This window comes from Mesorhizobium sp. M0045, from assembly GCF_040323385.1.
Taxonomy (GTDB): Bacteria; Pseudomonadota; Alphaproteobacteria; order Rhizobiales; family Rhizobiaceae; genus Mesorhizobium.
The window spans coordinates 243,634-265,161 of record NZ_JAMYUY010000006.1 but is presented as its reverse complement, the minus strand read 5'-3'; the positions used below and the strand labels follow the sequence as shown (position 1 = coordinate 265,161).

Genomic DNA, 21,528 nt, shown 5'->3' with positions numbered 1-21,528 from the left:
CTTGTGCATCAAAGTAGCTTGGCGACCTCCTCGAGCTGTTCGGCGCACTGGCCCCAGCCGTCGTGAAAACCCATTTTCTCGTGCTGTTCGCGGTCGGCGACCGACCAATGCGCAACCCGGGCGATGTAGCGGGTCTTGCCCTCGCCCTCGTCGTCGAAGGTCAGCACGACCGTCATGAACGGCTTTTCGGACGGCTCCCACGCCTTGGTATAGGCATCGGTGAAGACGAGCTTTTTGCCTGGTACGACTTCGAGGAAGATGCCTGGATTCGGGAACTCCTTGCCGTCGGGATCGGCCATGACGACAAGGGTGGAGCCACCGGTCCGCACATCCATTTCGGCGCGCGGCGTCGTCCACGGCTTCGGCGAGAACCATTGCGTCAACAGGTTCGGCTCGGTCCAGCAGCGATAGACGTTCTCGCGCGGCGCATCGATGATGCGGGCGAGAACCAGCTCGCGGTCGGAGTTGGGGGCGATGTCCAGCTTGGTGGTCATGGTGTTCCCTCACATGTCGGTTTTGGCTTTCGTGTCTAGGACGAACCAACAAGACGCAAGCCGACACGGTCCGCGAGAAAAAATCCGCGGGACCGGAGATTCGAACGAAGGAACTGAGTGGCTTCAGTGGCGCTTGGCTTGCACCAGATAGGCGTCGATCTCGGTCTCGCCGAGCCACTTGGCCGCTTCCAGCCGATGCAACCCTTCGACCAGGATATGGCGCTTGCCGTCATGGCGCACCTGGATCGGCATCTTCATGCCGTTTTCCAGAATGTCCTCGGCCAGATGGCGGACGGTCTCGGGATGCAGCGTCTTCTTGCGCGCGGTCGGCACGTAGATATCGTTGACCCTGACCTTTTGCACTCTCAGCATATCGACTCCCGTGGCGGACAACGCCGCCCTTTGTGAGATAGTCTGTTTGTCAGGCAAGGCCAAGTGAGCAGCCCGGCAATGGCTGGTCCGATCGTTTCCAATTGACGCTTGGCCGGCGGATGGCCGAAATGGCGGCCTTCGACCTTAGCGGTGTCCATGAACCATCTGCCGACCGAGTTTCCCGATTTCGGACTGACGCCGGAGCAGCGACGCCAGGCGGTGCGCAGCCATTACTGGGAATGGCCCGGTATGGATGGCGGGCGTGGCGAAATCTGGTGCTACAGCGACCGTTTTTCCTATCGCCCCGGCGAGATGGTGGCGCTGCATGTCAGTTCGACGGCCACCAGTTTCGGCATCGCGATCATCCGCGACGGCGGCGCGGAAACGACAATGTTCGAAAGGACCGGAATCGCGGCGCGCTGGCAAGATACGCCGGATCAATGTTCGGTCGAAGGCTGCGGCTGGCAGGCGTCGTTCGAGTTTCGCATCGGCGACGACTGGCCATCCGGCGCCTATCGCGTCACGCTTGAAGCGGACGGTCGCGACGGCAAGCCGATCCGCTGTCATCACCTTTTCATCGTCTCGCCGCAGCCCGGCAAGAAACCCGGCCGCGTGCTGCAGGTCGCGGCCACCGGCACCTGGCTCGCCTACAACACATGGGGCGGTTCCAACCATTACGAAGGCATCACCGGGCCGGCCCGCGACCAGTATGCACGAATGGTGTCGACGCAGCGGCCTTGGTGCCGCGGCTTCGTCGTGCTGCCCAAGGATGCGCCGCGCGTGCCGCTCGAAGTTGCGGTGCCGCCGAAAACCGTGCCGCGCTATCCGCACATGGAATGGGCCTTTGCCACCGGCCATTCGAAGAAATACGCCTCAGCCGGCTGGGCAAGCTACGACAGCCATTTCTTCCGCTTCGCTGAGCGTTCCGGCTACGCCGTCGATCTCGCCAGCCAGCACGATCTGCATTTTTCGCCCGACATTCTCGACGGCTATGACTGCGTCGTCTTCGTCGGCCACGACGAATATTGGACCTGGGAAATGCGTGATGCGGTCGACAGCTATGTCGAGCGCGGCGGTCATGCGGCGCGCTTTGCCGGCAACTTCATGTGGCAGACCAGGCTGGAGGACGAAGGCCGCCGGCAGGTCTGCTACAAATACCGCGCCCGCGCCGAGGACCCGGCCTATCGCGGCGGCGATATAAGGCGCGCCACCAATTCCTGGGAAGCGCCGGAAATCGGCCGGCCGGGTGCGGCGACCTTCGGCCTCAACGCGACAAGAGGCGTCTATGCCGGCTGGGGCGGCTGTGCGCCGCGCGGTGTGCGCGGCTTTCCGGTCTACCGGCCGGAGCATTGGGCCTTTGCCGGTACCGGCATCTACTATGGCGACCTGCTCGGCGCCGACAGCCATGTCTATGGCTATGAGGTCGATGGGCTCGATTTCGAGATCCGCGGCGGCCTGCCCTACCCCACGCCCGACAGCGGCGCACCGGACGGCCTGCAGGTGCTCGCGGTCGGCATGGCTGCCCAGGTCGAGGAAAGCGCCGACATTCCGTTCGAGGACCAGTTCCTCGGCGACGAGGACGGTCGCTTCACCGCCGAAACGCTGTTCGGCGAGGCAAGCGATGCCAATCTCGACAAGGTCAAACGCGGCAACGGCATGATCGTCAATTTCCGGCGCGGCAAAGGCGAGGTGTTTCACGCCGGAAGCTGCGAATGGGTTGCCGGCCTGCTAGGGCAGGATGCGATGGTCGAGCGTGTTACCAGAAATGTCCTCGACCGCTATCTCGGAAAGTCATGACATGCTGAAGTCCCCTGCCCCGGAAGCCCGCGAAGCCTCGCATCTGTTCTATCTGTCCAGCCTGCGCCGGCCGCTGATCGACCGCGCCGAAGGCATCTACATGTGGACGCAGGATGGCCGCCGCTTCATCGACGGATCGAGCGGCCCGATGGTCGCCAATATCGGCCACTCCAATCGCAACGTGCTCGACGCGATGAAACGGCAGATGGACCGCGCCACCTTCGCCTACCGCCTGCATTTCGAGAACGAACCGGCAGAGGAGCTCGCGCGGCAACTGGCGGCCAAACTCCCCGAGGGCCTGGACCGCATCTTTTTCGTCTCCGGCGGCTCTGAAGCGACGGAATCCTGCGTCAAGCTGGCGCGGCAATGGGCGGTCGCCACCGGCCAGCCCAGCCGCTGGAAGGTGATCACGCGCTTTCCGTCCTATCATGGCGGCACGCTTGGCGCGCTCGCCGTCACCGGCGACGATGCGCTGGCCGAAACTTTTGCGCCGATGATGCAGCTCATGCCGACGGTGCCGGCGCCTGCCGCCTGGCGCGACCGCGACAATCTTTCGATGGAACAGCGCGGCACCCGCTACGCCGACATGCTGGAGGAAAAGATCCTCGCCGAGGGACCGCAGAGCGTGCTCGCCTTCATTTTGGAGCCGGTCGGCGGCGCTGCCACGGCTGCATTGGTGGCGCCCGACAGCTATTATCCGCGCATCCGCGAGATCTGCAATCGCTACGGCATCCTGCTCATTCATGACGAAGTGATGAGTGGTGCCGGCCGCACCGGAAAATTCCTTGGCGGCGACCACTGGAACTGCAAGCCAGACATCGTCGCGCTGTCGAAGGGGCTGGGCTCGGGCTATGCCCCGCTCGGTGCGCTGGCGGCACCGATGCGGCTGGTGCAGCCATTGCTCGCGTCGGGCGGCTTCCAGCACGGCCATACCTATGCCGGCAATCCGCTCGCCTGCGTCGCCGGGCTCGCCGTGCTCGGCGAGATGGACCGTCTCGGCCTGATCGCCAACGCGGCTGTCATGGGCGAGCTATTGATGGCCGAGCTGAAGGGATTGGCGAAGCGGTTTCCGTTCATCGCCGACGTCCGCGGCAAGGGCCTGCTCACCGGTGCCGAAATGGTCGCCGATCCGGACACGCTGAGGCCGATCGAGCCGGCGAAAAAGGCCACTCAGCGCCTGCTCGACCTCGCTTATGAGCGCGGCCTGATCATCTACGGACGCAAGGTCAAGGGCGGTGTCGACGGCGACAATTTCATGGTCGCGCCGCCGATGATCGTCACCGCCGCGCAGATCGGCGAGATCATATCCATCATCGGTGACGCGCTCGAGGTGCTGGCCGGCGAGCTCGACCTGCCGGTCGAAGGCTGAGGAACGAACCATGGCACCGCGCAAAGTCATCATCACCTGCGCCGTCACCGGGTCGGTGCACACCCCGTCGATGTCGCCGCATCTGCCAGTGACGCCGGACCAGATCGCCGCAGACGCAATCGCCGCCGCCGAGGCGGGCGCTTCGATCCTGCATCTTCATGCCCGCGACCCTAAGGATGGGCGGCCGACCGCCGACCCCGAGGTGTTCATGCAGTTCCTGCCGCGCATCAAGCAGGCGACCGATGCGGTGATCAACATCACCACCGGCGGATCGTCGCTGATGACGCTCGACCAGCGGCTGGCCGCGCCGCTCAGGGCCGAGCCGGAAATGTGTTCGCTCAATATGGGTTCGATGAACTTTGCGCTGTTCCCGATGCTCGAGCGGCCGCGGGAATGGCAGCACGAATGGGAGCCGAAACTGCTTGAGGCCACCCGCGACACGATCTTCAAAAACACCTTTGCCGACATGGAGACGGTGCTCGAGAACCTCGGGCGCGGTTGCGGCACGCGCTTCGAATTCGAGTGCTACGATGTCGGCCATCTCTATTCGCTGGCGCATTTTCGCGATCGTCGGCTGGTGTCTGGACCTTTGTTCATCCAGTTTGTTTTGGGCATCCTTGGCGGCATCGGCGCCGATCCAGAAAACCTGATCCACATGAAGCGCATCGCCGACAAACTGTTCGGCGATAGCTACCAATTTTCGGTGCTGGCCGCCGGACGCCACCAGATGCCGATGGTCTCGATTGCGGCGGCGATGGGCGGCAATGTCCGCGTCGGGCTGGAGGACAGCCTCTACGACGGGCGCCAACTCGCCAAGTCCAATGCCGACCAGGTGCGCCGCATCCGCAGCGTGCTCGACGGATTGTCGCTGGACGTCGCGACGCCGGCCGAGGCGCGGCAGATGCTGGCGCTCAAGGGCGGCGACCGCGTGGCGTTCTGAGATGCGGCCGTGACCAACCCACCGTCAAGAGACATTGTCATCCGGCCCGGCCGGGTGGAGGACGTCGAAACCATCCACGCCGCGCTCCTACGGCTCGGCGCGCATGTCGGCGCACATCAGGAGATCACCTCGACAGCTCGGGATCTCCGCACCTATGGCTTTGGCGAGAAGCCTGCCTTCTCGACCCTGATCGCCGAGGTCGGCGGCGAGTTTGCCGGGCTTTGCCTGCATTTTCCAATCTTCTCGACATGGATGGGACGGCCCGGCGTCTATGTGCAGGACCTCTATGTCGAGGACCGTTTTCGCGGCCGCAGGATCGGCGAGCGCCTGCTGCGCCAGGTCGCGGCGCAATGCCGGAAGGACGGCGGCGTCTATCTCAAGCTGTCCGTCGATACCGACAACGAGACCGCCAAGGCTTTTTACGAACGGTTGGGCATTGCCTGGTCCAGCTACGAGCAGGTGCAGAAGATCGTCGGCGACGCCTTTTTTGCTTTCGCCGATGCACCGGAGGAGCCAACATGAAAGCCTTCTATGCCGAAGAACAGAAGCGCCACGACCCGAAGGCGTTCCTCTCCAGCGGCACGCCGCAGCCCAATCCGGAAAAGCCGGAACGGGTCGAGCGATTGTTGGCCGGCGCAAAGGCTGCCGGCTGCACGATCGAACGGCCGCGGGATCACGGACTCGGCCCTATTGCCGCGGTACATACGCCGGAATATCTCGATTTCCTTCACCATATCTTCGCGCGCTGGCAGCGCATCGAGGGCGCCTCGGCCGAGGTCATCCCCAACATCCACCCGATCGCGCGGAACGGCTCCTATCCGGCCTCGGCGGTCGGCCAAGCCGGCTACCACATGGCCGACACAGCCTGCCCGATCTCCGGCGAGACGTGGCAGAGCGCGCTTTGGAGCGCCTGGAGCGCGGTTGAAACCGCCGAGGCGGTGATGTTGGGAGCGCCGGCCGCCTACGCGCTATGCCGGCCGCCCGGCCATCACGCCTTTGCCGACGTCGCCGGCGGCTTCTGCTTCATCAACAATTCGGCGGTCGCCGCACAGGCTCTACGCAAGCAGGCAGCGCGGGTGGCGATCCTCGATGTCGACCTGCATCACGGCAACGGGACGCAAGGCATCTTCTATGCCCGGCCGGACGTGCTCACCGTGTCGCTGCATGCCGACCCGGTGCGGTTCTATCCGTTTTTCTGGGGCTATGCGGACGAGCGCGGCGAAGGCGCCGGCCTCGGCTACAATCTCAACCTGCCGCTGCCGCGCAAATCCGGCGATGCGGCTTTCCTCGAAGCACTGGCGGCAGCGTTCCAGCGCATCAACGCCTTCTCGCCCGATGCGCTTGTGGTCGCGCTGGGGCTGGACGCCTTCGAAGGTGATCCGTTCGGCGGGCTGTCGGTGAGCACGCCTGGTTTTTCGCGCATCGGCGAGGCGATCGCCGGGCTCGGGCTGCCGACGGTCATCGTCCAGGAAGGCGGCTATCTCTGCGACGAGCTCGGCGACAATCTCACCGCCTTCCTCACCGGTTTTGGCGGGGCCCACAAGCGATGATCCGTCGGCGTGGCCCGCTCAGGATCGCTCGTGCCTCAGCATGGCGACAACGCGGTGCACGCTCTCCAGCGTCTCGTCGATCTCGGCTGCAGTGTTGTAATGGGCGATGCCGATGCGCACCACGCCCTGCTCGGCCGGGATGCCGAGCTGGTGGACGATCTCCCAGGCGTAGTTGTGGCCGGACCACAGGAAGATGTTTTCCGCATTCATCTGCCGCACGATCGTCTCCGGCGCTATGCCTTCGACAGTGAACGACACCGTCGGCACACGCTCATTGATCCGCTTCGGATCGGTGATGCCGTGGATGGTCAGGCCGGCAATATCCGACAGACCGTCGATCAACTGTTGCGTTAGCGGGTTCTCGTAAGCGATTGAGACTTCGAAGGCCTTGGCGATTTTCCGCCGACGCGACCCTTGCGCACCAGCTGCCGCTCCCAACTCGGCAAAATAATCGACAGCCGCCGACAGGCCGGCCATCAATTCAATTTGCGGCGTGCCGAGCTCGAAGCGCTCCGGCAAGGCATTGGACGAGCAACGGCATTTATACGGCTTAAGCGCATCGATAACGTCCAGCCTGCCCCACAAAATTCCCATATGCGGGCCGAAGAACTTGTACGCCGAGCAGATCAGGAAATCGCAGCCGAGGTTTTGGACGTCGATGAGACCATGCGGCGCGAACTGGACGGCATCGACGTAGACCAACGCACCAGCCCGCCTGGCGATGCCGGTCAACGCCTTCACCCGGTTGATCGACCCGGTGAGATTGCTGGCGTAGTTGAGCGCGACGAGCCGCGTCCTCTCGGAAAGCAACGCGGCGAGCGCCGCCTCCTCGATCTGCCAGCTCTGCTGGTCGAAAGGCAGCCAGCGCACGACAAGGCCAAGGTCTTCAGCCAGCTGCAGCCAGGGTGAGACGTTGCCCTCATGGTCCATGCGGGTGAGGATGATCTCGTCCCCGGGCTTCATCGTGCGGCCGAGCGTTCGCGACATGTGGTAGGTCAATGTCGTCATGTTGGCACCGATGATAATTTCCTGCGGGCTCGCAGCGCCGAGGAAATCCGCCATCGCCAGATGGGCCTCGTCGACAATGTCCTGTGCCGCAATACTGGTCTCGAAGAAGCCGCCGAGATTGGCATTGGTGGTCAGCAGACAGCGTGACACCGCGTCCGCCACCGCCTGCGGCACCTGCGTGCCGGCAGGATTGTCGAGATAAATGCGCCGGCGGCCCTTATCGGTCAACGACAAGGCCGGAAATTTCGCGCGCACCGCATCGATCCGGAAGCCCATGGCTGTCCCCCTCTCCTTATGACGATCGGACAACCACGTCCCGACGCATCAAGGGCACGGATTGCCGACGCGCTGATGGATCGCATCAACGGCCTTCTGCATCTCCTCGGTCCAGACCACGTCGGCGGAAGAGAGCGCCATTTCGAGTTGCGAAATGGTGGTGGTGCCGATGATGTTCGAGGTGACCAAGGGCCGGTTCGAGACATAGGCATTGGCAAACAGCGCCGGCTCCATGCCGAAGGTGCGCGCCAACCGGTTGTATTCGAGCTGCACCTCGGCAGCATTCGGCGTCTCGTAGCGCTGGCCGCGGTTGAACAACTGCGAGCGCGAGCCCTGCGGCCGCGCGCCATGATCGTATTTGCCGGTCAAATAGCCTTGCGCCAGCGGTGAATAGGCAAGCAGCGACACCTGCTCGCGCTCGCAGACTTCGGCAAGGTTCACTTCGAAGGTGCGATTGACGAAATTATAGGCGTTCTGCAGCGAGGCGACGCGCGGGCCGAGGCCCTTGTCGGCTTCGGCAATGAAACGCATGACGCCCCAGGAATTCTCGTTCGACAGGCCGAAATGGCGGATCTTGCCGGCCTTCACCAGTTCATCGAATACGGCAAGCGTCTCGGCGATCGGCGTCTCGCCTTCCGGCACGCCGGTGGCATCGGAGCGTCGCGGCAAGGTGCCGATGCGGTTCGGATTGGCACCCCACGGCACGTCGCGTTCCGGCCAATGGATCTGATATAGGTCGATGTAATCGGTGTTGAGCCTAGCGAGTGACTTATCAATAGCGTCGAAGATATCGGCGCGCACCAGTTTAGACGGGCGGTCGCCGCGAAACCAAGTGTTGGCGGTGCGACCAACTACCTTCGAGGCGATGATCACTTGGTCCCGATTGCGCTTCTCCTTCATCCAATTGCCGATGATTGTCTCGGTACGGCCTTGTGTCTCCGCCTTGGGCGGGATCGGATAGAGTTCGGCGGTGTCGATGAAATTGACGCCGCGAGCAAACGCCAGATCCATCTGGGCGTGACCGTCCGCCTCGGTGTTCTGCTGGCCCCAAGTCATCGATCCGAGGCAGATTTGCGACACGAAAAGCTCGGTCTGGCCGAGACGGCGTTTGTGCATGGAGTTTCTCCGGCGGGAATTTTGCGCGGCTGCGCGAGGAGGAAGCAATAGCATACAGGAAAGCGCCGCCCGCTTCCAAGCCCACCGACGGCAGGCCAGGCGACTTTCCCAGGATGCCGGCGAACGGAGTTTTTCGCCGCAGCTAACAAAAAAGACCGGACTGCATGTGAATGCAGTCCGGAAGTTCGCCAGGAATGGCGAGGAAAAACCGGCCAAGTGCCGGCACTGAGGCCTACGGTCGAAGCACCGCAGAAGTTTCGCCGGAACAGCCGAATTATGTCAAAAAAGATCAGGGCAGCATGGCTGCCATGCGAATGCTGCACTGCACAATTGTCATGATCTGCCTATATTGACGGCCGTGGAGGTTCCATAAGGGGCTTGAATCGTGGGATTCTTCACTGAAATGTTCGCCCGTCCGCGTCCGCGGGAACAGCTGCGTTATCGTGCGGCACTGGCGCTGCTCCATTCGATGAGCAATGCCGATCGCGCCGATATCGGCGTCAAGCCGGCCGATTTCCCGCGCATCGCCCGGGAAATGTCCCTGCGCTAAACAGCGCGCCGTGAGATATCCCGCCGCAGCAGGATATCTCACAAGCTGATCTCAACGCAATCCGAGGAAGATCGACTTGCCCAATGGCACGCCGTTGTGGCGCAGGATGTCGTAGGCGGTGGTCAGGTGGAAGTAGAAATTGGGCATGGCGGCATGCAGCAGATACTGCATTCCCGGCATCGAAACCTCGCGCCCCGCAAGCCGCAGTTCGACCATCCTGTCATCTGAACCATCGAATTCGGCCGCCGAAAATCTCGCGAGATAGTCGAGCGTTTTGGTAAGGCGGGCCTGCAGATCAACGAAACTCGTCTCATTATCCTCGTATTTTGGCACCTCACGCCCGGCAAGCCGCGATGGCGCGCCCTTGGCGTGATCGGTGGCAATCTGTACCTGCCTGGTCAGCGCAAACATGTCCGGCGCCAGCCTCGCCGTCAGATACACCTGCGGATCGATCTTGCGATCAGCCGCATTTTGCTCGGCAATGTTCAGCACATTGGCCAGTGACTTCAGCCTCGCCGAAAATACCGGCACGGATGCTTCATACATTGATATGGTCACAAGAAATCTCCACGCAGCCCTACTGCCTATGGCGAGAGGTAGCGCTTTCGCAGGCGATTGTTCAAGCGTCACCACGTCGCCGCAATCGATATGATAGGATTTTTTATCGAGTGGAGGTTCCCCATGAGACGCGCCCTTTTTGCAGCGACCGCCTTTATCTCTCTTGCCGTTGCCGGCCAATCGGCGCTCGCCGCAGACGCGCCTTATATCGACGACAGGTCGAATGCCGAAGCGGTGATCCGGTCGCTTTATAGTGCCATCAGCCGGCACGAATTCGCGCGCGCCTGGGACTATTTCGGCGACACCAAGCCGGCCAAGGATTTCAATTCCTTCGTCAAAGGCTATGACGGCACGGACACGGTCGAAGTCAAAACCGGTGGCGTATCCGAAGACGGGGCTGCCGGCAGCATCTACTACAGCGTTCCGGTCGCCATCCGGGCGACGGCCAAGGACGGCAGCGAGAATGTCTTTGCCGGCTGCTATACGCTGCGCCAGATCAACGCCTCGATCCAGGAACCGCCATTTCGCTCGATCTTCATCGACAAGGGTGCGCTGAAACCCTCAAAGGCCGATTTCGAGGATGCCGTGCCGGCAAGCTGCGGCGAAGGACCGCCGCCGCCGAAGAAGGACGCAGCGCTTGAGCAGGCCAACAAGGCGTTTGCCGCGACCTATGGCGACCAGTGCGACAAGGATCTTTTGGCGCAGAAGCCGGATATTTTCTCGATCCACTATAAGGACAAGGATGCGGCTACCAGCGATCCCGAAAGCGAAACGCGGCTTTTCCATTTCGCCTGCTCGGCCGCAGCCTACAACGAAAACTCGATCTATTACATGAGCGACGACGTGCTTGGCGTAAGACAATTGCAGTTCGCCGAACCTGAAATGGACATCCGCTACGAGAACAATGACAGCGACGGCAAATTGCTGGGCATGACCATAGTTGGCTTCCAGACCTCCGGCTGGGCAACCAATTCCGATTACGACGAAGAGACCAAGACGATCACCACCTTCAACAAATGGCGCGGCATCGGCGATGCCTCTTCGTCGGGGACCTATCTGTTTCGCAACGGCGATTTTTCCCTGGTCCAGTACGACGTCGACGCGTCTTATGACGGCGAGGAAAATCCGCAGACGGTCGTCGACTACAATACCGCGCCTTAAGGGGCCTCCGACAACATCCAGTTGAGCGTGCCGCGCCAGTCGGTCATGCGGATGGGCGTGCCGTGCGTGCCGGTCTCGAAGCGGACGAAGCGTGTGGGATAGCTCTTCGATTTGGCCAGGATGGAGCGGAAGAAGGCTTCCTGTTTCTCGATTGGAAACACCGGGTCCTTGCTGCCTTGGCCGAAGAAGACCGGCACACGACGCTTGAAGGCGGGGCTTGAGAAGAAACTCTCGTCCCATAGCGAGCCGAGCAGCAGCAGCCCGTCGATGCGCCGGCCGGTATCATTGCGGGCGGCCAGCTTCCAGCATAATGAGCCGCCCATCGAGCCGCAGGCGACGAAGATTTTTGCGCTCGGCGATTGTTCGGCATAGTGGTCGATCAGCGCGGCGATCTGGGCGGCACCTGTGTCGCCGAAATCGGAAAAGTCCGGCGATAGATAGAGACCGCCATTGCCCGCCATCAGGTTCTTGATGCGGTTGAAATTACCGCCGAAGGTGAAGTCGTCGGTGCCCTGCTTACGGCTGCCGCCCTGCCCGTGCAGATAAAGCACGATGATGCTGGCGCCCCCGGTCTTGCCGACGGCAATGTGGCGGACATCGCCGGCGTCGGTCTTCAGCAAGAGATCCTGCTGCACCTTGCGCACGCCGGTTTCGGTGTATTGCGCGTGCACACGACGCTCAGGCACTTCGTCACGAGCGTTGATGTCGCGCAGCTCACGATAATCGACCACCGTATAGGCGCCGTTGCTCTCGGACGAGAGGGTGACCGGATAGGCGAACAGATCGTCCTTGAAGGGTTTGAGTTCGAGAGCGTTGGCATAGGCGACACAAAAGAGCTGCAAAAGAATCGCCATCAGCAGGGCCGGGAGGCCCGAGGGGGGCAAGCGGAACCGGAAGCAGGAACGAAAGGCCATCCCTCAGCCATGCGTTTTTCGGCTTCGGTTTGTCAATCCTGCAGCACGCCGCCGGCGCCTTCCAGCGCCTCGCGCGTGTCGACATCGATCGCTGCCCCTTCGCCGATCTCGACATCGATGACGTCGAGCCCTTCGGCCTCGACCAGATGGCGGGCGCCGGTATCGCCTTGGAGGTGAGCGATCGCGGCAAACAGCGGACGCGGCAGCAGCACCGGATTGCCGCGCCGCCCAGCGTGCGAGGCCCGCACCACCGATCGGCCTTCTGACCTGCGGAACGCCTCGATCAGCCTGTCGAGGTCGGCCGAGGCGACGCCGGGCATATCGCCGAGGACAATCATGGCGCCGGCGGCGTCGCCGGAAATCTTGGCGATGCCGGCCTTTAGCGACGAAGACAGACCCTCGGCGAAATCCGGATTGTCGGCGAAGGTCACATCGAGGCCAGACAGTGCACTGCGCACGCGCTCGCTCTGGTGGCCGGTGACTACGATGGTGGCCGCGGCTTTCGAACCGACCGCGCGTTCGGCGGTGCGGCGGACCAGAGGCTTGCCATCGAACAGTGCCAAGAGCTTGTTCGGCCCGCCCATGCGGCTGGAGCGGCCGGCGGCCAGAAGCACAATCTCGACCTTTGGTTCGGCTTTGGCCGGCAACGGCTCGCGCGGTTGCGGCCGCGTCGGAATTTCCATCAACAGACCGCCGACACCCATGCCGGCAATATCCCTGGCGGTCACGTCGAGACCGGCGATCAGCCGGTCGAGCACCCAGTCGAAGCCGTTCTCCTTGGGACTGCGGGCGCAGCCCGGCGCACCGATGATGCGCTTGCCGCCGAGTGTGCCGAGCACCAGCAGATTGCCGGGATCGACCGGCATACCGGCGCGGACGACAGTGCCGCCCGCCCTTTCGATCGCAGCAGGAACGACGTCGCCGAAATCGGCCATCGCCGAAGCGCCGAAGATCACCACCATATCGTTGTCGCGGATCAGCGAGGCCGCAGCCTCGGCGACGGGGATAATTTCATGCGGCGTTCGACGCTCCGCCGTCAGCCTGCCGCCCGAACGCGCCAGGCGTGCTTCGGTGACGCGCAGCGTCTTGTCGAGCACGCTGGGTTTGATGCCGGGCAGCACCGTCTGGATGACGCCGACGCGCACCGGCTGATAGGCGTTGACCGCAAAGATCTCGCCGCCCGCGCAGATCCTTGCCACCGCATCGACCAAAACGGAGGCGGCCGCAAACGGAATGATCTTCACCGTTGCTACCATCTGACCTTTTTCGACCGGCGCATGCTGCGCGAGCGTGGCGATGGTGATCGTCGGATCGACGGCGTTGATGGCGTCGATCATCGCCGCGTCGACGGTGAACATGCCGGCAGCCTGCGCGTGGAGGTTGACCCTACCTGTCGCGGCAGGCTTCGCCTCGATGTTGCGATGGATCATACATGCGGCGATCTTTTCAGCGGCGACGTCCTCGCTGAGATCATCGGGCGCCAGCACCGCCGCGACGACCTCGGAAATGCCAGCGGCCTTCAACAGGGACACATCTCCGGCGCTTAACCGGTGCGCCTTGCGGAAGCGGCGCTCTCCGGCTGTAGTGGCGTGCGCAAGCACTGCCCCTTCGGCCGCATCGATCGCAACGGGACCAAATTTCACGCGACTGCGCCTTTGGATTCGAGGCCGCGGGAGCGAAAGGCGTGGATCGCTTGCGCCAACACCGCGACGGCTATCTCGGCCGGGCTGGCAGCTCCAATGTCGAGGCCGATCGGCGCATGAATGCGGGCGATCTGGTCGGCTGTCGCCCCCGAAGCCAGCAGGCGTTCCACACGTTTGGCGTGGGTCTTGCGGCTGCCGAGCGCGCCGACATAAAAGCAGCCGGCGTCGAGCGCCGCCTTCAACGCGAAATCGTCGATCTTCGGATCGTGGGTGAGAGCAGCCAGCGCCGTATAGTTATCGAGCGGCTGACGCGTCAGCACATCCTCTGGCCATTCGGCATGCAGCGCGATATCGGGAAAACGATTGGGCGTGGCAAAGGCCGTGCGCGGATCGATGATCTCGACAGGATAGCCGGCGATCCTAGCCATCGGTGCCAGCGCCTGGCTGATGTGGACGGCGCCGATCACCACCAGGCGCGGCTGCGGCAGATGTGCGTTGAGGAAGAACGTGCGCCCCTCAGCTTCGACCGAACCGGAATTGCCCGTGCGAAATGCCTTGGCGACGGCCGCCCCGAGTTCACCGGCTACCCGGTCTCCCTCGCGCACGACACGGTCGCGGCCGTCGCCGAGATCGGTGACCAGGATTGCCGCGCGGCGGGCGCGGCGTTCGGCGTTGAGTGTCTTCAGCGCATAGGGATCCATTCGAGATCAACCCAATCTTTCTACATAGACCTTGATGCGGCCGCCGCATGACAGGCCGACTTGCCAGGCGGTCTCGTCTGCGACGCCGAATTCGAGCATTTTGGCCTTGCCGCTGTCGATAACCTCGACCGCCTCGGTGACTACGGCGCCTTCGACGCAGCCGCCCGAGACGGAGCCGTGGAAATTGCCTTGGGCGTCGATGACCAGGTGGCTGCCGACCGGGCGCGGCGCGGAGCCCCAGGTCTCGACCACGGTGGCAATGGCGACATCCTTGCCGTCCTTCATCCAGCCCTCCGCGATGATTAGCGGGTCGCGAGCCTCATCGAGATAGATACTGCGTTCCATGATTCCTCCTTGGGAGACATGTGGTTACGCGACGCGCTTCACGCCAGCCTCGATCCATCGGCGCGGGTCGACCGAACCCATAAAAACAGCACGGTTGCCAGCGACCGGTCCGCCACATAATCCGCACGGGTCAACAGATCGAGCGTCTCGTCGATCATCCGCGGCGCCGGACGCGGTTTTCCACTCGGTCATTCTGTCTCCGCGGGCGCGGCCACCTGAAAGCCTCTACAAAGCGTGGTAGCCGCGGTTGTGATAGATCAGCGGCCGCAAGTTATCGCCCATACGCAAACCTGTAACCTTGCCAAAAAGCACACGGTGGGTGGCCAGATCCTTGGAGTCGATCAGTTCGCAGTCGAAGACGGCGAGCGCGCCCTTCAGCGTCGGCGCACCAGTCGAGATCACATCCCATTCGGCCAACGCGAAACGCTCCTCGACCGGCAGGCCGGTCATGCCGGAAAAGCCGATCGACAGCGGCTCCTGATCCGAAGCCAGCGTGTTCAGGGCAAATTTGCCGTTTTCCACGAACGGCTCATTCTTGGGATTTTCGCGATTGAGGCAGACCAGGATGGTTGGCGGCGTGTCCGACACCGAGCAGGCCGCGATCACCGTCGCGCCGCGCCTGCCGGCGGGGCCATCGGTGGTGACTACATGCACATGACCGGCAAAATGGGCCATCGCGTCGCGGTAGGCCTGCGGCCCGATGTCATTCTTCTTCAGCACCGATGATTTTCCACTAGTCAGAACCAACCGTTATATATGGGGGGATATTGCAGCCCACAAGCGAAGTGCTTGACGTATATCCTGGATTCCCGTGTTGCGCCAAAGCTGGCCAGCCTTTAGGTCTTGACGGCATTGGCGCCGGCAGAACACGCGACCGGCGCGGAGGAATTCTTCGCTCGCATGCGACCTTGGACAACCACAATAGCGGTGCTGGCCTGGCTCTCGGTCGCCGGGGGTGCGAGCGCCGAGAGGCTGCTGGTCGGCGTCGCGGCACCGCTGTCGGGGCCGTCGGCGATCCTCGGCAAACAGATCGAGGCAGGCGCGACAATGGCGGCTGAAGCGAACGACGCCGAAATCACGACGATCGATGACGCCTGCACGGCCGATGGTGGCGCCGCCGCCGCGCGGGAGTTCGCCGCGGCCAAGGTCAACGTCGTCATCGGGTTTTTGTGCACCGACGCAATCGAGGCGGCTCTGCCGATCCTCAAGGATGCCGGCATACCGGTGATCACAGTCGGCGTTCGCACGGAAAGCCTGACCGACCGGCGCGCCAAGACGGGATGGCCGATCTATCGTCTCGGGCCGCGCGGCGACGACGAGCGCAATGCCGTCGCTGCCATCCTCACCCGCCTATGGCAGACCGAGCTGTTCGCCATCGTCGACGACGGCACGATCTATGGCCGCGAAATGGCCGAGACGTTTCGGGCAGCCGCCGAGCAAGCGGCCCTGAAGCCGGTGTTCGTCGACACGTTCCGGCCGCAGCTCGACAACCAGATCGGCCTGATCGGCCGACTTAAGAAAGCCGGCGCAACGCATGTCTTTGCCGGCGGCGACGGCGATGATGTCGCCATTATGGGCCGGGATGCTGGCCAGCTAAATACCGGCATGGTGTTTGCGGGCGGCGAAGCGTTGCGCGCGCCGCTCGGCGATGTGCCTTATGCCATCGGCACGCTGATGATCGCGCCGCCCGAATGGGCCGATGTCGCCGACCCCAAGGTGCTGCAGAGCTTTGCCGGGCAAAACATCGTGCCGGAAGGTTACACCCTGCCCGCCTATGCCGCGGTCGAGATCGCCAAGTCGGCTTCGGCATTGACGCAAAGCTCCGGCGAGAGACTGGCCAACGTGCTGACCGCGCATGACTTCGCCACGGCGATCGGACCGATCCGCTTTGACGAAAAAGGTGACCTGACGCAAAATCCTTATCGAGCCTACCGTTTCGACGGCGGCCGTTTCGTGCCGGCGGAGAGCCAATGATGTCCAGCACGGGGATGTTCCGTACGGGTCCGCGCAATCTCATCACCGACGTCGCCGGCCTGCGTGTCGGCAATGCGGCGAATGCGAAGCTGAAATCCGGTGTGACCACCGTCATCTGCGACGAACCGGCCGTGGCCGGCGTGCAAATCCTGGGCGGTGCGCCAGGCACCCGCGAAACCGACCTGCTCGAGCCGCACAATTCGATCCACGCCATCCATGCCGTGGTGCTTTCGGGCGGCTCGGCTTTTGGCCTTGACGCCGCGTCGGGGGTGCAGGCGGCCTTGCGCGAAAGAGGCATCGGCGTCGAGGTCGGCGGCTTTCGGGTGCCGATCGTGCCGGCGGCGATCCTGTTCGACCTGCGCAATGGCGGTGACAAGGATTGGGGCCGGTATCCGCCTTACCGCGACCTTGGCTACGAAGCCGCGCAAGCCGCCGCGATCGACTTTGCGCTCGGCACTGCCGGCGCTGGTAGTGGGGCTTTGAGCTCCGGCCTGAAGGGCGGGCTCGGCTCGGCCTCGACAGTGCTGGACAGCGGCGTCACCATCGGCGCGCTCGCCGCCGTCAACCCGACGGGCTCGGTGACGGTCGCCGGGACCCGCCATTTCTGGGCGGCGCCGTTCGAGATCGGCGACGAGTTCGGCGGCTTAGGCTTTCCCCACCCAATGCCTGACGATGCCAGAAAGATCCTGCTGAAGTTCCGTGACAAGCATGCCGCAGAGCAGGCGGAAACCGGCGCCAATACGACCATCGCCGTGATCGCCACCGACGCGGTACTCACGAAGGCCGCCGCCAAACGCCTGGCGATATCAGCGCATGACGGCTTTGTCCGTGCCATTTGGCCGACGCACACGCCCGCAGACGGCGATCTGGTCTTCGCGCTGGCAACGGGCAAGAGTGGCATCGAGCTCAGGCCCAACGATGCGATCGATCTCTACGCCGCCGCCGGCGCCACGATGGCGCGCGCCATCAGCCGCGGCGTCTTTGCCGCGACGCCGGCCGAGAGCGATCTGTTCCCGGTCTGGTCGTCGCGCTGACCGCGCAGGGCTCATTCGGATTTGCCGTAACCGGACTGGACTTATGATCAAGTGGGGTCGGATTTTTCTTCCTCGAACGTGACCGCAACGTCCGAGTTTGCCGACAGCCGCACCTTCTGGCCCTCGACCTCGGCGACAAGGCTGAGAGGAATGAAGTGGTGATGACCCCTGTGAGCGCCCTCACCGCTGTCGCGCTTGGTCAGCTTGATGCGATCTCCGTCAACCTTGTCGACGGTACCGACATGGACCCCGTCGGCGCCGATCACTTCCATACGTTCGCGAATCTTGGCTGCATCTGTCATGGGGGTCTCCCTTATAGCGCCGCGCGCTTTTGGACGCGCAAAGGACGCTCTAAAACATTTTGAATCAATGCGCCGTACCTTCCGAAATCGATCCTGATTTTCGGAAGGCACGATGCGGTGAAGCTGCCGACAATAACAAACGACAGCCGGATTGGATGCATCGACTTTGTGTTTCAGTCAGCACGATCTTTTGACGGCATCGTGATAGGAATTTAACGGCGTCCACCGCCTGAATGGAATTCCCCATGCGAAATCTTGCTCTGTTTGCCGTCTGCCTGCTTGCCCAGCTTGCAACTTTGGCCGCCGCCCACGCAGGCGATGTCGCCGAGCTTGAGATCCTCGGCTTCAGCCGCGATGGCGGGGTCTTTGCCTTCGAGGAATACGGCGTCCAGGACGGATCGGGATTTCCCTATGCAAACCGCTATTATATCGACACGGCCGACGACAGTTTCCTGAAGGGCTCGCCGATCCGTGTCCGGCTCGACGACGAGAATGCCCCGGTGGACGCGGCGCGGCTGCAGGCCCGGCAAAAGGGCGAAGCGATCGTCAGTCAAGCGGAACTGAAGGCAAATCGCGGCATCACCGCCGGCTTCAACCCGGTGACCGAGCTTTCCGCCGATCCCTTCCGCATGGTGGTCAATCCGCGCCCGATCTTTTCGCCGGTCGACGAGCCGCTCGAGTTCCGGCTCGACCAGATCGGCATGAATGACACCGAGCGCTGCCAGAGCCAGGGCGAGATCAATGGCTTTCGCCTGCTGCGCATCGATGCGAAGGACGGCGGTCAGACGAGCATTATTCACGAGGACAAATCGATCCCGCAAAGCAGAGGCTGTCCGAATGGCTACCAGATCGGCGCGGTTCAGACATTTTCACTGGATAGCCTCAGCGCCTATGCCGTGCTGATCGCAGTGCGCCAATACGGGTTCGAGGGGCCGGACTATCGCTGGATCGCGGTAACCGGTCGCCTGTGACGTTCCCCGCCATGCGCTATCGCGCCCTGTATCGTCTCCGCCGCGCTCTGCCGTCGCTGCGCACGGCATTTGCCGGTGCCTTGCTGTGGGCCATGGCGATGGGCGCCAGCGCGCTGCTCAATTTGCTGCAGTACAATTGGGAGACCCCGGCAAAGATCCGCTTCGTCTCGCTGCTTTATGCAGCCGGCGGTGCGCTCGCTTTCCCGATTGGGCTGTTCCTGGCGCGGCTCGTCTCGCTCGGACGCCACTGGGAGATCGCCCTCGCCGCCGCCTTCGTCTGCCTTCTCGCAGCGACGATTGTCTTCACCGGCGGCCTCTTTGGGCTGCAATACCGCTCCTACTATGTCCAATGGCATGCGCCCGCGTTCACCATCACCTGGGTTTTCCAGTTCGTGTTCACGATGTTGACGGCACTCTACCAGTTCGTCGTCCTTGGCATCCGGCTGTATTTTCCGCTCGGTTTCATTGCGCTCGCTGTCGCCAGTGTCTGGTTTGCGCGCCAGCAACGTTGAGCATTTTGCCTGCCTCTGTTAGGACGCGGGCAAATGCTCTCGCAAGTCAGGACCGACTGATGATCCCTCGCTACTCCCGGCCGGAAATGGTGGCCATCTGGTCGCCCGAAACCCGGTTCCGCATCTGGTTCGAGATCGAGGCCTACGCCTGCGACGCATTGGCCGAGCTCGGCGTCATCCCGAAGGAGGCCGCTAAGACCATCTGGGAGAAAGGCGGGGCGGCGAAATTCGATGTCGAAGCCATCGACGAGATCGAGCGCGTCACCAAGCATGACGTCATCGCCTTCCTCACCCATCTTGCCGAATTCGTCGGCCCGGATGCCCGCTTCATCCACCAGGGCATGACATCCTCCGACGTTCTCGACACCTGTTTTGCCGTGCAACTCACCAGGGCCAGCGATATCCTCCTGGCCGATATTGACGGGCTGCTTGCGGCGCTCAAGCGCCGCGCCTTCGAGCACAAGGATACGATTACCATCGGCCGCAGCCACGGCATCCATGCCGAGCCGACCACCTTCGGCGTCAAGCTGGCGCAGGCCTATGCCGAATTCTCGCGTTGCCGCGAGAGGCTGGTGCACGCGCGCGAGGACATCGCCACCTGCGCCATATCCGGTGCGGTCGGCACCTTTGCCAATATCGACCCATATGTCGAAGAATACGTGGCCAAGAAACTCGGACTGAAGCCGGAGCCGGTGTCGACGCAGGTGATCCCGCGCGACCGCCACGCGATGTTCTTCGCCACGCTCGGCGTGATCGCCTCGTCGATCGAGCGGCTGGCGATCGAGGTGCGCCATCTGCAGCGCACGGAGGTACTCGAAGCAGAAGAGTACTTTTCACCCGGCCAGAAGGGTTCGTCGGCGATGCCGCACAAGCGCAACCCGGTGCTGACCGAGAATCTAACCGGCCTTGCCCGCATGGTGCGCTCGTTCGCATTGCCGGCAATGGAGAATGTGGCGCTGTGGCACGAGCGCGACATCTCGCATTCCTCGGTCGAGCGCATGATCGGGCCCGACGCGACGGTGACGCTCGATTTCGCGCTCTCACGGCTGACCAGCGTTGTCGACAAACTGCTCGTCTACCCCGACAACATGCTGAAGAACATGAACAAATTCCGTGGCCTTGTGCATTCGCAGCGCGTGCTGCTGGCGCTGACGCAAGCTGGCGTTTCGCGCGAGGACGCCTACCGGCTGGTGCAGCGCAACGCGATGAAGGTGTGGGAGCAAGGCGCTGATTTTCTTGAGGAACTTTTGGCCGACAAGGACGTTGTCGCTGCCCTGCCCGAGGCCGAGATCCGCGAGAAATTCGACTTGGGCTATCATACCAAGCACGTCGATACGATCTTCAGCCGAGTGTTCGGAGAGGCCTGATGATTTCGTCGGCCGGAGATTTCGATTTCCTTGCCCTGCCCGGGCGCGGCAACTCCGGGCCGGATCATTGGATGTCGCATTGGTGCCGGGTGTTCCCCAATTCGAGCCGCGTGCTGCAGGCCGAGTGGGACCGGCCTAAGCCCGGGGACTGGATCGGCCAGGTGGATGCGGCGGTGGCCGCCGCACCGCGCCGCGTCGTGCTACTTGCGCATTCGCTGGCGGTGGCGACGGCGGTGAAGTGGGCTGCTAGTGCCAGTCAAAGCCAACTCGACAAGGTCGCGGCGGCATTCCTGGTTGCCGCGACCAATGTCGAGGATACCGATCCCTCATTCGACGCGGTGCGCCCGTTCGCGCCGATGCCGCTGAAGCGCCTGCCCTTCCCGGCATTGGTGGTGGCGAGTCGCAGCGACCCGCGCGTCACTTTCGACAAGGCGACCGCTTTTGCCGCAGCCTGGGGCGCGGATATCGCCGATGCCGGCGATCTCGGCCACATGGGAAACGAGGCCGGCCTCGGCCTATGGCCGGCGGGCCTGCTGATGCTTGGCCGCTTGCTTGAAAAGGCCAAGCTCTAACC

24 protein-coding genes and 1 pseudogene are annotated in these 21,528 nt (G+C 63.0%); 13 read left to right on the top strand and 12 right to left on the bottom strand.

What is annotated here, in order from left to right; translation table 11 throughout:
• Positions 1 to 8 precede the first annotated feature (8 nt).
• Both NKJ72_RS12865 and NKJ72_RS12860 read right to left on the bottom strand, forming a co-directional pair.
• Positions 9 to 494: an SRPBCC family protein gene (locus tag NKJ72_RS12865; protein WP_352477390.1), complete on the bottom strand. Its 486-nt coding sequence runs from the start codon at positions 492 to 494 to the stop codon at positions 9 to 11.
• Between the two features lie 123 nt (positions 495 to 617).
• The gene (locus tag NKJ72_RS12860) at positions 618 to 866 is read right to left on the bottom strand and encodes a ParB N-terminal domain-containing protein (protein WP_023674751.1); all 249 of its coding nucleotides are present in this window, start codon (positions 864 to 866) and stop codon (positions 618 to 620) included.
• Between the two features lie 156 nt (positions 867 to 1,022).
• Here NKJ72_RS12860 and NKJ72_RS12855 point away from each other — a divergent pair, with 156 nt between their 5' ends.
• The 5 genes from NKJ72_RS12855 to NKJ72_RS12835 are packed head-to-tail and all read left to right on the top strand — an operon-like array spanning position 1,023 to position 6,522.
• Positions 1,023 to 2,663 carry a N,N-dimethylformamidase beta subunit family domain-containing protein gene (locus tag NKJ72_RS12855; protein ID WP_352477389.1) on the top strand — a complete coding sequence of 547 codons (1,641 nt, stop codon included), beginning with the start codon at positions 1,023 to 1,025 and terminating at the stop codon, positions 2,661 to 2,663.
• Position 2,664: 1 nt separating this feature from the next.
• Positions 2,665 to 4,032, top strand: a complete 1,368-nt coding sequence (locus NKJ72_RS12850; RefSeq protein ID WP_352477388.1) for an aminotransferase family protein — start codon at positions 2,665 to 2,667, stop codon at positions 4,030 to 4,032.
• Positions 4,033 to 4,042: 10 nt separating this feature from the next.
• A complete protein-coding gene (kce, locus tag NKJ72_RS12845) occupies positions 4,043 to 4,972 on the top strand; it encodes a 3,5-dioxohexanoate:acetyl-CoA acetone transferase (RefSeq protein WP_352477387.1) in 930 nt (309 codons plus the stop codon).
• 9 nt (positions 4,973 to 4,981) lie between these two features.
• Complete coding sequence (locus tag NKJ72_RS12840; protein WP_352477386.1) at positions 4,982 to 5,494, top strand: GNAT family N-acetyltransferase; 513 nt, start codon at positions 4,982 to 4,984, stop codon at positions 5,492 to 5,494.
• The gene (locus tag NKJ72_RS12835; protein ID WP_352477385.1) at positions 5,491 to 6,522 is read left to right on the top strand and encodes a histone deacetylase family protein; all 1,032 of its coding nucleotides are present in this window, start codon (positions 5,491 to 5,493) and stop codon (positions 6,520 to 6,522) included. The genes NKJ72_RS12840 and NKJ72_RS12835 overlap by 4 nt, the downstream gene beginning before the upstream one ends.
• Positions 6,523 to 6,540: 18 nt before the next feature.
• On the opposite strand, the gene NKJ72_RS12830 is transcribed toward NKJ72_RS12835, so the two are convergent.
• Both NKJ72_RS12830 and NKJ72_RS12825 read right to left on the bottom strand, forming a co-directional pair.
• On the bottom strand, positions 6,541 to 7,806 hold the full coding sequence (locus NKJ72_RS12830) for a cysteine desulfurase-like protein (protein WP_352477384.1): 1,266 nt from the start codon (positions 7,804 to 7,806) through the stop codon (positions 6,541 to 6,543).
• Between the two features lie 48 nt (positions 7,807 to 7,854).
• A complete protein-coding gene (locus NKJ72_RS12825) occupies positions 7,855 to 8,922 on the bottom strand; it encodes an aldo/keto reductase (protein ID WP_352477383.1) in 1,068 nt (355 codons plus the stop codon).
• Between the two features lie 385 nt (positions 8,923 to 9,307).
• Here NKJ72_RS12825 and NKJ72_RS12820 point away from each other — a divergent pair, with 385 nt between their 5' ends.
• Positions 9,308 to 9,472 (top strand): hypothetical protein, encoded by a 165-nt coding sequence (locus NKJ72_RS12820; protein ID WP_023674744.1) that lies wholly within the window; start codon positions 9,308 to 9,310, stop codon positions 9,470 to 9,472.
• Between the two features lie 51 nt (positions 9,473 to 9,523).
• Here NKJ72_RS12820 and NKJ72_RS12815 read toward each other — a convergent pair whose 3' ends face one another.
• A complete protein-coding gene (locus NKJ72_RS12815; protein ID WP_352477382.1) occupies positions 9,524 to 10,030 on the bottom strand; it encodes a DUF1993 domain-containing protein in 507 nt (168 codons plus the stop codon).
• 123 nt (positions 10,031 to 10,153) lie between these two features.
• Here NKJ72_RS12815 and NKJ72_RS12810 point away from each other — a divergent pair, with 123 nt between their 5' ends.
• Positions 10,154 to 11,191 (top strand): DUF1176 domain-containing protein, encoded by a 1,038-nt coding sequence (locus NKJ72_RS12810; RefSeq protein ID WP_352477381.1) that lies wholly within the window; start codon positions 10,154 to 10,156, stop codon positions 11,189 to 11,191.
• Here NKJ72_RS12810 and NKJ72_RS12805 read toward each other — a convergent pair.
• From NKJ72_RS12805 to NKJ72_RS12780, 6 genes and pseudogenes are all read right to left on the bottom strand, one after another.
• Complete coding sequence (locus NKJ72_RS12805) at positions 11,188 to 12,045, bottom strand: alpha/beta hydrolase family protein (RefSeq protein ID WP_352477380.1); 858 nt, start codon at positions 12,043 to 12,045, stop codon at positions 11,188 to 11,190. The two genes, NKJ72_RS12810 and NKJ72_RS12805, sit on opposite strands and share 4 nt — an antisense overlap.
• 92 nt (positions 12,046 to 12,137) lie before the next feature.
• On the bottom strand, positions 12,138 to 13,748 hold the full coding sequence (locus NKJ72_RS12800) for an NTP transferase domain-containing protein (protein WP_352477379.1): 1,611 nt from the start codon (positions 13,746 to 13,748) through the stop codon (positions 12,138 to 12,140).
• A complete protein-coding gene (locus tag NKJ72_RS12795) occupies positions 13,745 to 14,449 on the bottom strand; it encodes an XdhC family protein (protein WP_352477377.1) in 705 nt (234 codons plus the stop codon). Before NKJ72_RS12795 ends, NKJ72_RS12800 begins: the two co-directional genes overlap by 4 nt.
• A gap of 6 nt (positions 14,450 to 14,455) precedes the next feature.
• Positions 14,456 to 14,794 (bottom strand): XdhC family protein, encoded by a 339-nt coding sequence (locus NKJ72_RS12790; RefSeq protein WP_352477376.1) that lies wholly within the window; start codon positions 14,792 to 14,794, stop codon positions 14,456 to 14,458.
• 62 nt (positions 14,795 to 14,856) lie between these two features.
• Positions 14,857 to 14,952, bottom strand: a pseudogene (locus NKJ72_RS12785) (AAA family ATPase); the annotation flags it as partial.
• A 67-nt stretch (positions 14,953 to 15,019) separates the two neighbouring features.
• A complete protein-coding gene (locus NKJ72_RS12780; protein WP_254817660.1) occupies positions 15,020 to 15,514 on the bottom strand; it encodes a flavin reductase in 495 nt (164 codons plus the stop codon).
• A gap of 180 nt (positions 15,515 to 15,694) precedes the next feature.
• Here NKJ72_RS12780 and NKJ72_RS12775 point away from each other — a divergent pair, with 180 nt between their 5' ends.
• Complete coding sequence (locus NKJ72_RS12775) at positions 15,695 to 16,768, top strand: branched-chain amino acid ABC transporter substrate-binding protein (protein ID WP_352477374.1); 1,074 nt, start codon at positions 15,695 to 15,697, stop codon at positions 16,766 to 16,768.
• A gap of 14 nt (positions 16,769 to 16,782) precedes the next feature.
• Entirely contained in the window at positions 16,783 to 17,802 is a 1,020-nt protein-coding gene (locus NKJ72_RS12770) for a P1 family peptidase (protein ID WP_352477511.1), read from the top strand.
• Between the two features lie 47 nt (positions 17,803 to 17,849).
• Here the strand turns inward: NKJ72_RS12770 and NKJ72_RS12765 are convergent, their stop codons facing one another.
• Positions 17,850 to 18,104, bottom strand: coding sequence for a DUF2171 domain-containing protein (locus NKJ72_RS12765; RefSeq protein ID WP_254817658.1), 255 nt, complete (start codon positions 18,102 to 18,104; stop codon positions 17,850 to 17,852).
• A 245-nt stretch (positions 18,105 to 18,349) separates the two neighbouring features.
• Here NKJ72_RS12765 and NKJ72_RS12760 point away from each other — a divergent pair, with 245 nt between their 5' ends.
• Genes NKJ72_RS12760 through NKJ72_RS12745 form a run of 4 tightly spaced genes read left to right on the top strand, consistent with a single transcriptional unit; the run spans position 18,350 to position 21,526 of the window.
• Complete coding sequence (locus tag NKJ72_RS12760) at positions 18,350 to 19,075, top strand: DUF2259 domain-containing protein (RefSeq protein WP_352477373.1); 726 nt, start codon at positions 18,350 to 18,352, stop codon at positions 19,073 to 19,075.
• A gap of 11 nt (positions 19,076 to 19,086) precedes the next feature.
• Positions 19,087 to 19,587: a hypothetical protein gene (locus tag NKJ72_RS12755; RefSeq protein ID WP_352477372.1), complete on the top strand. Its 501-nt coding sequence runs from the start codon at positions 19,087 to 19,089 to the stop codon at positions 19,585 to 19,587.
• A 59-nt stretch (positions 19,588 to 19,646) separates the two neighbouring features.
• Positions 19,647 to 20,954 carry an adenylosuccinate lyase gene (gene purB, locus NKJ72_RS12750; protein WP_352477371.1) on the top strand — a complete coding sequence of 436 codons (1,308 nt, stop codon included), beginning with the start codon at positions 19,647 to 19,649 and terminating at the stop codon, positions 20,952 to 20,954.
• The gene (locus NKJ72_RS12745) at positions 20,954 to 21,526 is read left to right on the top strand and encodes an RBBP9/YdeN family alpha/beta hydrolase (RefSeq protein WP_254817654.1); all 573 of its coding nucleotides are present in this window, start codon (positions 20,954 to 20,956) and stop codon (positions 21,524 to 21,526) included. The genes purB and NKJ72_RS12745 overlap by 1 nt, the downstream gene beginning before the upstream one ends.
• Positions 21,527 to 21,528: the final 2 nt, after the last annotated feature.